This window comes from Bacillus thuringiensis, from assembly GCF_001595725.1.
GTDB classification, from domain to species: domain Bacteria; phylum Bacillota; class Bacilli; order Bacillales; family Bacillaceae_G; genus Bacillus_A; species Bacillus_A thuringiensis_K.
Genome location: NZ_CP014282.1, coordinates 1073167 through 1089836, shown reverse-complemented (window position 1 = coordinate 1089836; position 16670 = coordinate 1073167). Strand labels below are relative to the sequence as shown.

Genomic DNA, 16670 nt, shown 5'->3' with positions numbered 1-16670 from the left:
TGTTATACAACAACGACCTTTTTGTATTATTTTTAAATTTCACTTTGACTAGTTAAACTTTATTACTGCCCTTGTTCCATATCATGCAATATTGCTCTATGTAAAAACTGTGCGTATTGTTCTCTCGTTACCTTCATAGACGGACCGAATTTACCTTCTCCGATTCCCATTGTAATACCATTTGTTTGTACTGCACTAATTGCATTCGTTGCCCATGAATTTGCTGAAACATCATTAAAGTTATGAGATCCTTTTGCCTGTAAGTCAAAAGCATTCGTAAGAACTTGTGCCATTTCCGCACGCGATAACGTTGCCTTCGGTCTAAAGTTTCCATTCTCGTCTCCCTGGAAAATTCCGATTTCCGTTAAAGCCAATATCTCCTCGATAAAGCTTGTTGAATTTTCATCGATATCTCCATATGGGTTTTCATATTCATCTTGTTCTTCCATATCAAACACACGGTAAATTAAAGCTGCAACTTGCTCACGTGTTACATTATCCCCAAAACCGAATATTCCATCACCATATCCCAAAATGATTTCTTGCTCCGCTAATTCATGAATTGCCTCATATGCCCAATGTCCTTTTGGTACATCTTGAAATACAATTGTATTTGTTTTTTGCAACGGTGCACTTTCCGCTTTTACACTATCACTCTCTGCTGAGAATAACACCCCACCCATAATTGTTAATGCTGTAGCTGTTTTTAATAATTTTTTGCTCATCCAATTATCTCCCCAATATGCATATGTTTTTTTAAAAATATACAGAATAAATGGTATAGAGACAATATATTTTTCGACACATTTCGTGACGGTTTTGTGAATCATATTACACATCATGTCTTTTTCATCGGGTTGATTATAAAGCTTGTGTATAACCATAAAAATACATAAATACGAATAATAATTCTTTTTAAACAAACAAAAAAGCACAACTATTTCTATTTGTGCTTTCATAGTTCACTCTACTTCCAATCCTCTTTCAAATGATAATTAATAATCGCATTATTAATAAACTGAGCATATTGTTCTCTAGGTACAGGGCGATTTAATTCATACATGCCATTCCCAGTTCCTCTCACAACATTATTAGATTGTAACGCACTAATTGCATCTTCTGCCCAGTGACCTTTTGGAATATCTTTAAATGTATGTTTTTGTTTCGTTTCAAAATTAAATGCTCGTTTTAAAATGACAGCCATTTCCGCTCTAGAGATTGGTGCTTTCGGCCTAAAATCCCCTTGGCCATCCCCTGTAAAAACCTCACGTTTTGTTAACGCTAAAATTTCCTTTTTAAAAGTGGTTGTACTATCAGAAACATCTTTATATGGATTCGCTACTGGCCCTTCTTCTTTTATCTCAAGTGTTCTGTAAATAGTCCCAGCTACTTGTTCACGTGTTATAAGATCGCCAACACCATACTTCCCGTTTCCATACCCTAATATAATTTTATGATACGCTAAATCCATAATAGCATCATATGCCCAAAATCCGTATGGAACATCTTCAAACACAATCATTTGTGGATACTCTTCCGCTTTTACAGGCATCACATTCGTCCCTGCAAATATACCTCCTGCCATTGTCGCAATCATCATTACACCCAATATTTTTTTCTTCATTATCCTCTCTCCCTATTTCATTCAAATAAAATGAACTTCATTGTTTCAGGAGTACTATTTTTTGGTGAATGTAAGATAAAATGCAAATCTTCTAGAAGAAATATTTCCACTACCTTTCTGCTTTATGCCTCCTTCTTTCTTTTTCAAAAAGGAAGTTGTTACATCTAAGGTGTTATATACTAAAACATTCTACAATTTCTTTATAAACTCCTTTTCACTTTATAACTTCCCTTTATTGGCACCTAAAGGAGATACCTAATGGAGGCTACTATATTGATAGTTTATATTTCAAGGGTAGCATTTTTCGCTGAATTTTGAGGTGGGGGTCTTACTGCCCAGCAAATAACGGGATAAAAAAATCATCCTTTTTTCTTAAAAGAGGATGATTTTTTTATCTTTATTAACACTCAAATATGCTACTACTTTTGAAGAGTAAATTGGGCAACTATTTGTTTTAGTTTTCCTGCTGCGTTATGCATATGTTCAATTGAAACCGAAATCTCTTGAACAGATTTTTCTTGCTGTTGAATAGACTCTTTTACCCTATCAGTTCGGTCAGATGATCTTTGGGAAATTTGAGCCATGTCTTCTGCAGAAGCCGAGATTTCCTCACTACTCGCTGCAATTTCATCTGTTGACATAGATACCGTTTGAATTTGCTCAGATACTTGCTGTACTTTTTCTGTAATTGTTCCAAATACTTTTTCTGTATGCATTACTACTTGTGTGCCTGCCTGTACCTCATTATCTACTTTCCCCATCATATGTACCGTATGGTTCGTTGTTCCCATAACTTGAGTAATAAGATTCTCAATTTGTTTTGCAGAATCACTAGATTGTTCTGCTAATTTCCTCACTTCATCTGCCACAATTGCAAATCCTCTACCACTTTCACCAGCACGTGCAGCCTCAATTGCAGCGTTTAATGCTAATAAGTTAATCTGGGAGGTAATACCTTGCATCACATCAATGATTTTAACAATTTCTTCTGATTGTTCTTTCATAGTCTCTACTTGTTTCACACCGCTATGTACCGAATTTTGGATTGTATCCATCTGTTGAATCATTTGTTTCATTAATTTGTTACCATTCTCTGCATCTAATGCTGATTGAGCAGATAATTCATTTACAGAGGATGATGTATTGACTATACTCTGCATTCCTTGTGTCAACTCTTCCATCGCACCCGCAGTTTGTTCCATTGCTTGCATTTGACTTTCTGCACCATTTGCAACTTCTTCAATATCCATAGTGATTTTCTTCGCTGCACTACTAGATACTTCTGATGCAGATACTACTCCGTCTGCATGTTGGAATAAAAGCTGAATATTATTCTCTACTTCTTGCATATTTGTTCTTAGCCCTGCAATCATCTCGTTAAAATTACTTACTAATACACCTAATTCATCCTTAGCAGTATAATCACCATGTACGGTTAAATCTCCTTCTTTCGCTCTTTCCATCATACGACTAACCGTTTGTAAAGGAGCAACTATAAGCTTGCTAATAATATAACTTACTATACATATAACGATTGTAGTAACTACTACAAGAATGATAAAGGTAATAACGGATCGATCAATCATTTTTTGAGAATCTTTAAACACTTGATCAGCTAAGTTTGAAACATACGATTCTAGATCCACTGCATAACCAGCTAACTCTATTCCCTTCGGTTTTAATTCCTTCTGAAATTCATGTACCATTTGTGGCTCGTTTGTTGCCTTCGCCTTTTCAAATATTTTTTTATATGTATCTTTATAACTTGGTAAAGATTTCTTCATCTTCTGAAACAGTTCATCCTCTTGCTTACTTAAATTAAAACCATCATCATATTCTTTTAATAAAGAATCATATTTTTTAAGATCCTTTTCAATATTATCAATTATTCCCTCTTTATTTGCTACTTCATTTTGTGATGCCGTAATTAATTCTAATAAATTATATTCTAGTGAATTTTGTGTGCGAAGCATTCCTTCTAATAAAATTGCAGAATATTGATAATCATCTACTACAACCTCTGTATCATGCTTAATCTTATTAATAGAACTAATTGCTACACTGCCTATAATTACCATACCTAAAACTGCTAATGAAATAAGCGACAATAATTTATATTTCACTTTTAAATTTTGTAAAAAATACATTTTTTCACCTTTATTCCTTTATATATAGATTTTTAGAATTTTATAGCTTATTATTTACAAAATCACAATAAAAAGCAATGATAAATATTCCCAATATGAAACTTATATCTCTATAAAAAAAGAAGTAGCTATCATGCTACTCCTTTTTGCTTTGTTTCTCATATTGTTCAAACGTATGAATTCTTTCAAAAATTGGTGGGTGCGTGTATAAGAAAAATTTCACTAACGCAGGCGGATTTACTTGGCTTAAACTTGTTTTTGATAAATATTGAAAAGTTTTCACACCAGATTTCCCGTCCTTCGTCATATTTAAAGCATATTGATCTGCGGCTCTTTCTTCTATACGTGAAACGTAGTTTGTTGCTGGTTGTGCTGCAAAAGAGAGTATAGAAGAAATTAAGAAAAATAAAGGTAAAATGGAGAAACATGCCACTTTTGAAATTTGCAATGTATCTCCCCATTTGCGAATACACATATTTATAATACGACTAATTAAAAACATACCTATAAACGATAGCAACACATAACTTGCAACGCCAAAATATATATGTTTCATAACATAATGCCCCATTTCATGGGCCATTATAAATAAAATCTCTTTATCTTTTAACTGCTTAAGTGTTGTATCCCACATTACAATACGGGCGTTAGGGCCAATTCCTGTTACGTAAGCATTTAATGCATTCGTTTTTTCTGACATATTTACTTCATATACGTGTTTAGCAGGAATGTCCGCTTTGTCTGCTATCGCTAAAATTTTCGTTTCTAATTCTTTATTTTTCAGCGTCGAGAAGTCGTTATACAGTGGATCAATAACGACAGGCTGTATGAATGTTAAAAAGATTGTAAATGGAACAGAGAGCGCCCATCCTGCTAGCCACCATCTCTTCGGAAATTTACGGATAAGCCATAATAGAACGGTAACTACGATTAACATAGTCGCATAACTTTCCCAAAAACCGATAACATGATCTTTTATCCAGCTTTGTGTACTTTGTGTTGAAATGCCGTAATCAACGGACACTTTCCGGCCAATCCATTGCATCGGTAAGGCAAGCACTGTTGTCAATAATGATAAATAAAAGAAATAAATCGCAACTTGCAAAACACTTATTTTAGTCGTTTCCTTCGACCATTTCTCAAACTTTCTTGAAATACCTAGCACAAGTACAAATAATAAAATAATCCATTCAAGAGGCGTCGCTAAAAAGTATAGTAAATTTTTCACGCGCGAATAATCTTGGCTTAGCGTAAGCTCTCTAGCACTCATAAACGTTTCTGGATCTGCACTCGTTCCTTTATACATGTCCGGAATAAGTTCATGATTCCATCCAAATAAATACCAATATATAAGTAACGCAAATCCAACGTACAAAAAAAGCGACCAACCGATAACCTTCCTCACGCTATTCCCTCCTCTATGCTGCCTGTCTATTATTATTGTAAGTTCGTACACGCTAAATTAGAACAAGCTTATTATGTGAATTGCTCTGGATCTTTTTATTTACATAAAAAAACTCTTCTACATAAGAAGAGTTTTACCTATCTTTAAACACTTTCTTCGGTTCACAATCCGTAATAAGGATCACACTTACAAACCAACACGTATCCTACTTACTGTTTAGATAACATAAAGAGCCTCTTTAAGGAAGTACATCTATTAATAAACTAAAATCTTGTAAAGAGAAAGAACTATATTTCATAATACCCTGTACAGCTAAAAGTAAAACAAGACCGATCACACACATATAGTTAACGCTTTCTTCACTCTTTTTTTCAGTAACGACTCCACCACTTATACATAAAATCCCCAACAAATGGAGCGCTAAATACATGAAAAAGTAAGCTTCCTCCCAGCGCAAAATAACATTCACTGTCGTTATTAACACTAGACTAAGCAAAATCAAATAAAAAAACTTATTTGATGATATCGTTTCATTCATATGATTTTATACATCCCTTTCAAATTTCGAATTAATGATGTTTCAAAGCTACAAAGTAAATGATTGTTTTTATACCATAAAACAAAAGGAAAGCCACCATTACTTTCTCGAATACTTTATGAATCCACATATACTTCTCTTCATTCTTTCTGAAGATGCGCTTCATCATTTCTTCTACAATTAGACCAAATATTAGTAAAACCCCGAACACAATAAGAAGAGAAATAATATTTTCTTTTAAATGAGTACTAGAAAATAAGTAATACTCTGGAAACACAATCGTATCTACTACAGGTTGAAGCCAATGACAAAAGCTTTTATCACACATATCTGTGATAGACGTAGCATCTATAATATCTTTTAATATTTTTTCAACCGTCTTCTTCATCTTATTTACTCCCGACTACATCTGAAAAGCTCTTTTCCTGCTCTGCATATATAACTGGCACTTCTTTACTCCAATACTTGCGATTAACAAATAAAAAGATAAGTACTAAGTTTAATCCTGTTATAAAAATAATAAGTCCAGGAAAGAATGTCGTATAATTTGAGAAATCGGCAAAACTCATAATTTTTTCTCTACTTATTAGAAAAGACGCACCTATTACAAATGCATTGTTTAACATATGTATTGCAATTGGCATGAGTAAACTTTTCGTACGAATATATACAATCGACAATACGATGCTGAATATGGCTGCACCGAGGAAATCAACATGTAACAACGCAAACAATATTGCTACAACGATGGTCGCTATGCTCGTTCCCCATTTTGTGGCAAAACGTTGAAGTAAAAATCCGCGAAAAACAAATTCCCCAATAACTGGTGCGATGAATACGACCCTAATGACTTGAGATACATATCCCCCAGTACTATCTACAATCGGTTCATGCAGGGCATTCATAATAAAGTCCGGTGTAATCCATGCAAAACTATACATATACAAAATAAGATACCCGTAACTAAACATGCATAACATAACCGTAATGTATAAAACTTGCACCAAGTTAAATGTTTCATTTTTATTAATAAACAATGAAAATGAAATGTGATGCTTTCTATACTCATAAAAAATCCATACCATCGGAAGGATATAGAATATAAGGGTATTTATAAAAGAAGAATTTTGTATATGAAATATACTTGTTAGCAAATCGCCACTACTTCTCGCTATTAAAATTAATAGTGCAAATACAATTAAAAAATATCTAGCTCGCATCACTTGAAACGGATTCACACTCATCTCCTCCCCTATGTTACTTTTATCATATCATTTGATTCTTAATTTTTTGCGAAAGAAAACCTTAAAATTTCCTTAAAAATTCCATAAGTTACAAAAGGATGATATGATATTCGAGAAAATTAGGAGGGATGTTTATGTACCAAGCAAATATTTTACTCGTTGATGATGAAACTGCAATTTTACAATTACTAACTACCATTCTTGAAAAAGAAGGTTTTTCTCATATTACAACTGCAACATCAGCTGAAATAGCTTTATCTCTAACTAAGGAAAACAATTACGATTTAATTATTTTAGATGTAATGCTTCCTGGACAATCTGGTTTTGATATTTGTCCAATCATTCGCCAACAAACAGATTGTCCCATTTTCTTCCTATCAGCAAAAGCATCTGATTTAGATAAAATATCTGGATTTTCATACGGTGCGGATGATTATATTACGAAGCCCTTTAATCCATTAGAAGTAGTAGCACGCATGAAAGCACAGCTTCGGAGACATATGAAACAAACCGTTCCACACGAGCAAAAATCACACTCGATTTCATTTGGAAGATTTGAAATTGATCAGCACTCTGCAGAACTAACAGTAGATGGGCATATTGTCGAATGTTCCGCTCAACTCTTTCAACTACTACTCTTCTTTTGCGAGAATCCAAACTACGTATTTTCGAAAGAGGAAATATATGAAAAAGTTTGGGGAGCACCTGCCTATAATGGCGATGACAACACTGTTATGGTCCACATTCGAAAACTACGTGAAAAAATTGAACACGATCCAAGTAAACCAGAATATATAAAAACCGTTCGCGGGCTTGGTTATAAGTTTGTTACAAAGTAGGGTGACGATATGAATTTTAATAAACGACTTATTATTCAATTTATCATGCAACACGTTTTTGTTTTAGTTACATTACTTATCGCTGTAGTTGCTGCTTTTACTTATTTAATTTTTCTTCTTACTAGTACTTTATACGAACCTAATATTCCAGATTCTGATAGTTTTACAATTTCAAGATACATCTCTTCAGAAGATGGGCATATTTCATTACAATCTGAAGTGCAAGATTTAATAAAAGAGAAAAATGATTGGCTCCAAGTTGTAGATGAAAACGGAAAAATCCTCTACCACTTTAATACACCAAATGATGTTCCGAATGCTTATACGAAGACATCTTTAGTCGCATACATACAACATCATATCGAAAGTAATTATAAATTTACATATTGGGAAATTGAATTAGAAGAAAAGAAAGTACTTGTTATTTATGGTGGTATGTTAAAAAGCAATGCGTTACTGACAGCAATTCAAAAGGATCATTCCTCTTTAACGATGGATTCGTTCACATTAACAGATCAAGAAAAACAGTTACTGTCTAAAGAAAAAGCAGCACTTCAAATATTTAATCAAAATGGCGAAGAGGTTTTTTCCTATCCAACTGGAAAGAAAAAAACATTTTCAGCAATACAAATTGCCCTTAATGAAAAAGAACCGTGGAATCATAAAGAAAACACGTCTAGCTTTTACGATGCAAATAGTGGCAACCTTCTCGTTGTAACTGCAAAAAATGAGCACTACTATCCAGATGACGAAATGGAAGATGTATTTACTAAGAAGTTTCTCATCGGATGCGGATTAATCCTTCTTATCGTATTTGTTTATTTAGTCATTCTTTCTATTTGGTACGGTAATAAATTCGGGAAACCGTTATTACATGCGATGCGCTGGCTTAAAAATATCGCTGGTGGAAAGTATGAAGAACCTATTAGTAAAAAAGGAAAACCTGTCAGGTTCCGGCGATCTGGTAAAGAAAAATGGTCATTCCGTTTGTTTAGAGATGTGACAAGTTCACTAGAACACCTTTCTATTACACTCAAAAAAAATGATGCGATGAGGCAAGTACTCCAGCAAACACGAGAAGAATGGATTACCGGTCTAACGCATGATTTAAAAACACCACTTAGCTCTATATATGGCTACGCATTATTACTTGAATCGAATCAATATAACTGGACTGATCGTGATATTCAGCAATTTGGTAGTGTTATGAAAGAGAAATCTCAATATATGACGACATTAATTGATGATTTAAGCTTAACGTATCAATTAAAAAATAATAGCCTTCCTGCACAGCACGTAAACGTTGAAATCAATCAGTTCGTTCAAAAAGTATTATTGCAATTTATTAACAATCCAACACTCCAAAATCAAAATATTGAATTCGTACCGAGCTCAAATAAAATTCAATATTTCATTGAAGAAAAATGGTTTCAGCGTATTATCGAAAACTTACTCGTAAACGCGGTAAAACATAATAACGAAACAACTACTGTCATCGTAAAACTATCACAAAACGCTAATTCCTTTACACTCTTCATTTCAGATGATGGAAAAGGAATGGATGAAAAAACGAAAGAACTTCTATTTGAACGATATTACCGCGGAACAAACACAGAAGAAAGCAACATTGGAACTGGACTTGGCCTAGCCATTACAAAACAGCTCGTTCATGCTCATAACGGGACAATTTCCGTTGATAGTGCACTCGGAAAAGGAACGACGATTATTCTTGTGTTTCCGTTTCGTTCGTAGGAAAGACGCTATGTGGCGTCTTTTTTTCTTTTCTGGGAGAGTTTTGCGGTAATTGAAATTATGCAGATCGTTTTTTTTGAGGTGTTTTAGCGGTATATGAAATTATATCAGCGATTTTTTGAATATATCAGCGCAACTCGAATTATATCAGCGATTTTCGAAATATATCGGCGCAATTCAAAATATATCAGCGATTTTCTAGATATATCGACTTACCGACAAAAACCGACAATACTAACCTACCTCCCTACTATACAAAGTAAAAATAAAACTATTAACAAATACATTTCTAAACTGTTATACTATAAATAGAAGTATAAACTAACTAAGTTTTGCATAAAATGAAGTAGGCGAGGTGCTTCCAACACCCCGTCACTGCAACTAATTACCGCAAGGTGGAAGGTTGCAACTAAAGCTTATTTGCGCTTAGAAGACTTCCCACGCTTCGCAGGCAGACGGGTGGTCTTCTTTTTGCGCTTTTTTGCCGTTAATTTCTTAAATCCCATAACTATACCTTCTCTAGCTATAGTTTTTGTGATTTCCAACAAAATTTGCAAAAGAAATTCCATACGATTACACCTCCTTTCTTCGCCAAATGAAGAAAGGGCATAACCTTCCACCCGCAATATTTAATTGCTATTTTATTTTACCATTTTCAAATGTATTACAGATAAAGCAATACAAATTTAACAATCCACTTATAAAAAAAGCGAACCATCTCTCAATGATTCGCTCTTACCCTATTATTTTTTCTTCACCGGTATCCAAAGCTCTACTTGTGCAAACTCACTCTTATCTTCGTGGCAACGCTCATCGTACAGTTCAAACTCTGTAACTCCGCAATGTTCATATCCTGAATGTGGGAACCATTCTGAGAATACTGCATTCCATGTTTGGTGAATAGACGATACCATTTCTTCATGAGGAACTTTCGGCGTTGTAAATACTGCATATGTTGCTGCTGGGAACGTACGCTTTGCAATTTCATTTGGTACATTTTCAAAGTCTGTAACTTCCATTCCAATAATATAAGTGAAGTCCCCTGTTTCTAAATTAAAATCAGTACATAACCCAAGCTCTACCCATTGGCTCGTATCTTTACGATTCGGAATCGTTGTTCCAAGATCTTTTTGTAAATATTCTTGCCAAAATGCTGGAATGTCTTGATGGTTCTTCCCTTCTTTACTTGTCGTCTTCAGTTCATAACCTGCCATTAAAAATTCTGGTTTATTTACAATACGATATTCCATTTGTATGCCTCCTAAATACGGATTTAATTTTCTTTGCTTTACATTCACGCTGTAATACATCGGCGTTTCAATTTCTTGTTTTCGATATTCACTCGGTGTCATTTGAAATAATTTTTTAAAGGCTCTCGTGAACGTTTCGTGAGATTGAAAGCCATGCTCAAATGCGATATCAATAATTTTTTCATCCGTATGAGAAAGTTGATAAGCTGCCCGGGCTAACCTCCTCTTTCGAACATACTCCATTACTGTATCACCTACTAATGCCTGAAATACACGATGAAAATGCGACTCAGAAAAACCTGCAATACGCGCTAAATTACGCAGCGTCTGTTTTTCCATTACATCTTCCTCAATATAATCAATTGACCTTTGAATTTGTGTTTCATAGCTTTCCATCTCTGTTCACCCGCCTTATATGTATTATGATAAAAGAGAACACAATCCAATTCTTGACGTTTTTTACTATAATTCCATAAAAAATTGTAACTTTTTTATATGTATTTCGTTGTTATGTATGAAGGGAGGGAAATGTAGTGAAACGCAAACAATCATTAGAAGAAATTTACTCAGAGCATATGCAAGATTTATTTCGCTATCTTCTCTCCCTAACCGGAGATTCCCACTATGCGGAAGATCTCATGCAAGAAACATTTTACCGAATGCTCGTCCATATTGATTATTATAAAGGCGAAGAAATTAGGCCGTGGTTATTTACAATTGCCTACAATGCCTTTATCGATTGGTATCGAAAAGAAAAGAAATATAAAACAACAGAAGTTGCAGAATTCCATTTACCAAACGTTCCAAGTACAGAACATGCATATTTCGTAAAATTTGAGATTGCTAGTTGGTTAGAAAGTTTATACGCTCTTCCGCTCGAAAGACGAAATGCCCTGCTACTACGAGATTACTATGGATTCTCCTATAAGGAAATAACAGAAATGACTGGTCTCTCATTAGCGAAAGTGAAAATTGAATTACACAGGGGACGAAAAGAAATAAAAAGCATAAAGGAGTGATACAGATGGGTTGTACAGAATTTAAAAAACTATGGGAGAAATATGAACAAGGAACACTCACCCGTAATGAACAAGAGCAGCTAGAAAATCATATTGAGTCATGTGAAGCTTGTGAAGCTTACTTAGATGAGCTGTTAACAAAAACAGAACCAATTAAGAAAAAGTTACCTCCAAAAGATCTTAAAATTCCTTTTTGGAGAATTAAGTGGAAACATCGTTTACAAACGTTTGGTTTTATATTATCAATTTGCATCGTTATCTATATAATCGGCGGGGTATTATCAGCCTTTTATTTTCAAGCTAATAATGATAAAAGGCTAAAAGAAATTAGAGAGGTTCCTTCTCTTGCACTTGAAGCAACTATCCCAAATAGCCGCGTTATGGGAGGCGGAACAAGTGTAGAAGCTTTTTTCCGTACGAATAGCCAATTTGATTTAGTAAGAACCGTCGGTAAAAAAGAAATGCCCCTCGGTACAATAGAAACAAAAAGCTTCTTATCATCTGTAGATATCACGAAGCAAACTTGGATGAATCCGTTCTATCAACCAAAACTCTTCTTTGTTCATCCAAAAACAGAGCAGGGTGATTATTTAAAGGATTCATCAAAAAAAGTATGGGATACACTTGCAAAAGTACATGATGGAACCGTTGCAGAAGTAGCAATTTCTTTTGATAAAGCTTACACTTTAAAAGAATTAGAACCGCTTTTATATAGCATATTCGAGGCACAAGAACTCCCTCCAACTCCTGTATGGTACGCTTTAGATACAGGACAAGAAAGAAAAAATGTAGATGACTATATCCTACATGGCGGAGAAGCTATAGGGTTTCCAGAACATGTAAGATTCCTCGATAATGAAACTGACGGGCAGAAAACGCAAGAAGACAAAGTAACCGAAATGATGCGCGTCCTTTCTATCCATAAAAAAACGGTAAGCAAAATAGCAGCGCTTTCTGAGAAAGAACTAAACTTAGATAAACGTTATCAATATGTAAAGGATAACGGTGTAAAAGTATACGGAATTGTTATTACTGGCCCATCGAAAGAGTTATTAAAATTACAAAACTCCCCGCACGTACGTTATGCGACTCTTGGAGATATTGAGATTTGGAATTGGTTTGATAATTAATAAAAAAGAAGTAGCGCTCTAAAAACGATGCGCTACTTCTTTTTTAATTCGAAATCACTTTCACATACATCCCTCTCACCGCTTTTTCATAAGCAATATCACTCATCTGTCTTATGTTTTCTGACACAACAGACGAGTGAATAACTTCCTCTTCACGAAGTAACAGCGGATCAATAAGACGCACTTTATTTTTCTGATGTAAATCATAATCGTTTCTATCTTCTTTTACTTTTATATTTGGATGAATTTTGCTTAATAAAGCTTCTACTTCGGGGTCATTACATTGCTGCAATTTCGAAATAAGCTCCTCATCTTCAAGAAGAAAATCATCTGTATGAATAATCCTTTTATGAAGAGCTACCTTTAACGTTTTCGCTAACATATCATTTCCGTAAATATTCATTGGTTCCATAAAGAAATCGATTACTTCCTTGTAATACGTTTCTGTAAACCATTCTGCCATTTCGACACTTTGAACAACCATTTTCCCATCTACAGCGATGACATCTTCTAAAAAACTGTGAACTTCTTCTAAAGAAACATACCCATATGTATACATATCTCGTAATGTATAATCCACTCTGTCTGCGCATAATTCTGGTGCTGACCTTTCGAGTAACGTCCATTTCGAATCATCTAACAAAATATCTTCATAGTTATAACCATACTTCGCAAGAATCGCTGGAATTTCTGAGTTTTTCACAACAGAACTAAATATCTCTTCATGATAACTTTCATCTTCATTATCAAAAACGTAATCAATCACGTGGGAAAAAGCAGTATGCGATACGTCATGCAGTAAACCAGCAATCTGTTCTTTTACTGAACCACCTAGTTTTTTCACTAATAACATAACACCAACTGAATGATCAAAGCGCGTTACATTCCATTTCTCGTTCATTAAGTAACTTGCGCCTGCTTGATGAATTCCCTTTAGTCTTTGCACAGACTTACTTAAAATTAATTCTTCTACTACTTGATCCACTTCAAATTCTCCGTATAGTACATCTGATATGATCACTTACAATCCCCCTTTATTTTAATTGAGTCTCTTTTATGAAATTAGCACCAACATAAGTATTTATTGTTATTTGTTTTTATTGAAAAAATAGAGAGCCATCAGCTCTCTATTTCATAACACCTATTCAAACGTAACCTCAACCTGCACAATCTCCGACCTACTACCAAGTCTAAGCGGTGGTCCCCAAAATCCAAATCCAGAAGAAACAATTGCATGGAACGCGCCTTTTTGTGCGTATCCCCAGTCTAGCTCGTACATTCTTCTCGTTACAATATGATTGGGCGCCATTTGTCCGCGGTGTGTATGACCGGATAATAATAAATCTACGCCAGCATCCGCTGCTTGTTTTAACTCAAATGGCTGGTGATCCATTGCGATAACAGGCATCGATTTATCTACCGTACTCATTAATTGTTCAAAGCTTTGACGATCTCGCTCTGTTTTATCTCTTCTCCCAACGAGATAAAAGTCATCTTCAATTGTAATTACTTCATCTAAAAGAATACGAATATCAATCTTATCCATCTCTTGTAGAAACTCTGGAACCGCTCTACCGTAGTATTCATGGTTTCCTAATACGCCATATACGCCTAATGGTGCTTTCATTTGTTTCATGATTGGTCCCATATTCTTTTGAATGAACACACCTGGATGATCATCGATAATATCACCTGGTAGCAAAATAATATCGGGCTCCATCTCATTTACATGACGAACAAGTCTTTTTAAATGCGAAACGCCAGACAGTTTACCGAAATGCATATCAGAAGCCATCGCAATGCGTAAACTTTTACGCCCCTCTACCTTTTTCGGTATGTGCACCTCGTACTTTCTTACTACCGGGCTATACGCATTAAATACTCCATACGCAAAGATAAAGATAAATGCAGCTATCACAGCCGCCCCTGTCCAAATAATTGCCGCTTCTTTCTCTACTGAAAACTGTAAAAGAAAGACCATAATATTAGCTAATGGCAACAGCATAAGCGCATATTGTATAACCGCAAACCAAATCGAACCTATCGTTCGCAGAAATGGCAAAAACTTAAACACTTGCACGAGAATGTACGCATATGAAATAAATGCAACTATAAAAGCATAATATCCCCAAGATTCCCAGCCAAATACCGCATGAAGCCAAATCCATCCGTTCCAGCCGATGTAAAACATAAGTAGTGTGTATATAATTAATATGGTAAATATATTGAGATAACGAAGATTCTTCACAGCCAGCCTCCTTATTGATTTCTTCTATTATAACTTGTTATGCACTTATAACGTAAATATTAAGCGCTTCAATCTTCAGAATAAGAACATTGATAAACATATTGTCTTAAAATTTTTAAGAACGGCTGTAATGGACATTTTTGAGTCTTAAGTGTTGGATGAAATTCTATTATCTTTATCCTTCAAAACTCATCTATGCAATTATGCATAACCATCCATTCCGTTTTATTTTCATGTTACGATATAAATGTAATACGACATATATCGACAAAGATAAAAGGAAGTGATTGTATGAAACGTTCTAAAACATACTTAAAATGTTTAGCATTATCCGCTGTTTTTGCTAGTAGCGCTGTAACTCTTTCAACACCTGCTGCTTATGCTCAAACAACATCGCAAGTTGTAACAGATATCGGGCAAAATGCAAAAACACATACGAGCTATAATACATTTAATAATGATCAAGCTGATAATATGACAATGTCTTTAAAGGTGACTTTTATCGATGACCCAAGCGCTGATAAACAGATTGCCGTTATTAATACAACTGGTAGTTTTCTAAAAGCAAATTCTACTATAAGTGATGCACCTATTGATAACTACCCAATCCCTGGCGCTAGTGCAACATTACGTTATCCTTCACAATATGATGTTGCATTTAACCTTCAAGATAACAGCGCTCGTTTCTTTAACGTAGCACCTACAAATGCTGTAGAAGAAACGACTGTAACATCTAGCGTATCTTATCAACTTGGTGGCTCTGTTAAAGCTTCTGTAACGCCTAATGGCCCTAGCGCTGAAGCGGGTGCAACTGGTCAAGTCACTTGGTCGGACTCTGTAAGCTATAAACAAACTAGTTATAAAACAAATTTAATTGACCAAACAAACAAAAACGTAAAATGGAACGTATTCTTTAACGGATTTAACAATCAAAACTGGGGTATTTACACACGTGATTCCTACCATTCTTTATACGGAAACCAACTGTTTATGTACTCTCGCACATACCTATATGAATCTGATGCAAAAGGTAATTTAATACCGATGGATCAACTTCCAGCATTAACAAATAGCGGTTTCTCTCCTGGTATGATCGCTGTTGTTATCTCTGAAAAAAATACAGATCAATCTAACTTACAGGTCGCTTATACAAAACACGCCGACGACTACCAACTTCGTCCAGGCTACACATTCGGAACTGCAAACTGGGTTGGAAACAACGTAAAAGACGTTGATCAAAAAACATTTAATAAATTGTTCACACTAGATTGGAAGAATAAGAAATTGGTAGAGAAAAAATAGATAAAGAAAACCGAACCGCCATTTAGAGGGTGGCTCGGTTTTTATTTAAATAACAAAATTCTTTCGTTCTTTTCATGTTATGGAAAAGATTTTTTTATGTGCCTAATTCTCTGTTCTTTGTAATAAAGGAATCGTATTATATATTATTAATATAGCGATATAATATTTATTA

At 34.6% G+C, this 16670-nt stretch carries 16 protein-coding genes and 2 pseudogenes; 6 read left to right on the top strand and 12 right to left on the bottom strand.

What is annotated here, in order from left to right:
- Positions 1-62: 62 nt before the first annotated feature.
- The 8 genes and pseudogenes from AXW78_RS05480 to AXW78_RS05450 form a co-directional block, all read right to left on the bottom strand.
- Entirely contained in the window at positions 63-830 is a 768-nt protein-coding gene (locus AXW78_RS05480) for an S-layer homology domain-containing protein (RefSeq protein ID WP_116777462.1), read from the bottom strand.
- Positions 831-967: 137 nt separating this feature from the next.
- Positions 968-1624 carry an S-layer homology domain-containing protein gene (locus tag AXW78_RS05475; protein ID WP_061883883.1) on the bottom strand — a complete coding sequence of 219 codons (657 nt, stop codon included), beginning with the start codon at positions 1622-1624 and terminating at the stop codon, positions 968-970.
- 419 nt (positions 1625-2043) lie between these two features.
- A complete protein-coding gene (locus AXW78_RS35660; protein WP_406940645.1) occupies positions 2044-2835 on the bottom strand; it encodes a methyl-accepting chemotaxis protein in 792 nt (263 codons plus the stop codon).
- 156 nt (positions 2836-2991) lie between these two features.
- A pseudogene (locus AXW78_RS35655) lies at positions 2992-3771 on the bottom strand (MCP four helix bundle domain-containing protein); the annotation flags it as partial.
- Between the two features lie 136 nt (positions 3772-3907).
- Positions 3908-5176 (bottom strand): M48 family metallopeptidase, encoded by a 1269-nt coding sequence (locus AXW78_RS05465; protein ID WP_001233314.1) that lies wholly within the window; start codon positions 5174-5176, stop codon positions 3908-3910.
- Positions 5177-5414: 238 nt separating this feature from the next.
- Positions 5415-5714: a DUF2101 family protein gene (locus tag AXW78_RS05460; RefSeq protein ID WP_002163887.1), complete on the bottom strand. Its 300-nt coding sequence runs from the start codon at positions 5712-5714 to the stop codon at positions 5415-5417.
- A gap of 31 nt (positions 5715-5745) precedes the next feature.
- Complete coding sequence (locus AXW78_RS05455) at positions 5746-6102, bottom strand: hypothetical protein (RefSeq protein ID WP_061883881.1); 357 nt, start codon at positions 6100-6102, stop codon at positions 5746-5748.
- Position 6103: 1 nt separating this feature from the next.
- A complete protein-coding gene (locus AXW78_RS05450; protein WP_001067990.1) occupies positions 6104-6952 on the bottom strand; it encodes a CPBP family intramembrane glutamic endopeptidase in 849 nt (282 codons plus the stop codon).
- A gap of 140 nt (positions 6953-7092) precedes the next feature.
- Here AXW78_RS05450 and AXW78_RS05445 point away from each other — a divergent pair, with 140 nt between their 5' ends.
- The gene (locus AXW78_RS05445) at positions 7093-7797 is read left to right on the top strand and encodes a response regulator transcription factor (protein WP_000283860.1); all 705 of its coding nucleotides are present in this window, start codon (positions 7093-7095) and stop codon (positions 7795-7797) included.
- Positions 7798-7806: 9 nt separating this feature from the next.
- Complete coding sequence (locus AXW78_RS05440; protein WP_061883880.1) at positions 7807-9549, top strand: sensor histidine kinase; 1743 nt, start codon at positions 7807-7809, stop codon at positions 9547-9549.
- A 416-nt stretch (positions 9550-9965) separates the two neighbouring features.
- Here the strand turns inward: AXW78_RS05440 and AXW78_RS34265 are convergent, their stop codons facing one another.
- Both AXW78_RS34265 and AXW78_RS05435 read right to left on the bottom strand, forming a co-directional pair.
- Positions 9966-10118, bottom strand: a complete 153-nt coding sequence (locus tag AXW78_RS34265; RefSeq protein ID WP_000394950.1) for a hypothetical protein — start codon at positions 10116-10118, stop codon at positions 9966-9968.
- 174 nt (positions 10119-10292) lie between these two features.
- Positions 10293-11195: an AraC family transcriptional regulator gene (locus tag AXW78_RS05435; RefSeq protein ID WP_000446833.1), complete on the bottom strand. Its 903-nt coding sequence runs from the start codon at positions 11193-11195 to the stop codon at positions 10293-10295.
- Positions 11196-11332: 137 nt separating this feature from the next.
- On the opposite strand from AXW78_RS05435, the gene AXW78_RS05430 reads away from it, so the two are divergent.
- Together AXW78_RS05430 and AXW78_RS05425 are read left to right on the top strand one after the other, a co-directional pair.
- The gene (locus AXW78_RS05430; protein ID WP_000824003.1) at positions 11333-11818 is read left to right on the top strand and encodes an RNA polymerase sigma factor; all 486 of its coding nucleotides are present in this window, start codon (positions 11333-11335) and stop codon (positions 11816-11818) included.
- A gap of 5 nt (positions 11819-11823) precedes the next feature.
- The gene (locus AXW78_RS05425; protein ID WP_000501934.1) at positions 11824-12948 is read left to right on the top strand and encodes an anti-sigma factor; all 1125 of its coding nucleotides are present in this window, start codon (positions 11824-11826) and stop codon (positions 12946-12948) included.
- Between the two features lie 43 nt (positions 12949-12991).
- Here AXW78_RS05425 and AXW78_RS05420 read toward each other — a convergent pair whose 3' ends face one another.
- Entirely contained in the window at positions 12992-13969 is a 978-nt protein-coding gene (locus AXW78_RS05420) for an HD domain-containing protein (RefSeq protein ID WP_061883879.1), read from the bottom strand.
- Between the two features lie 120 nt (positions 13970-14089).
- The gene (locus AXW78_RS05415) at positions 14090-15196 is read right to left on the bottom strand and encodes a metallophosphoesterase (protein WP_061883878.1); all 1107 of its coding nucleotides are present in this window, start codon (positions 15194-15196) and stop codon (positions 14090-14092) included.
- A gap of 34 nt (positions 15197-15230) precedes the next feature.
- Here AXW78_RS05415 and AXW78_RS35445 point away from each other — a divergent pair.
- Positions 15231-15344, top strand: a pseudogene (locus AXW78_RS35445) (TetR family transcriptional regulator); the annotation flags it as partial.
- A gap of 143 nt (positions 15345-15487) precedes the next feature.
- Complete coding sequence (gene cytK2, locus AXW78_RS05410) at positions 15488-16498, top strand: beta-channel forming cytolysin CytK2 (RefSeq protein WP_061883877.1); 1011 nt, start codon at positions 15488-15490, stop codon at positions 16496-16498.
- Positions 16499-16670 lie beyond the last annotated feature (172 nt).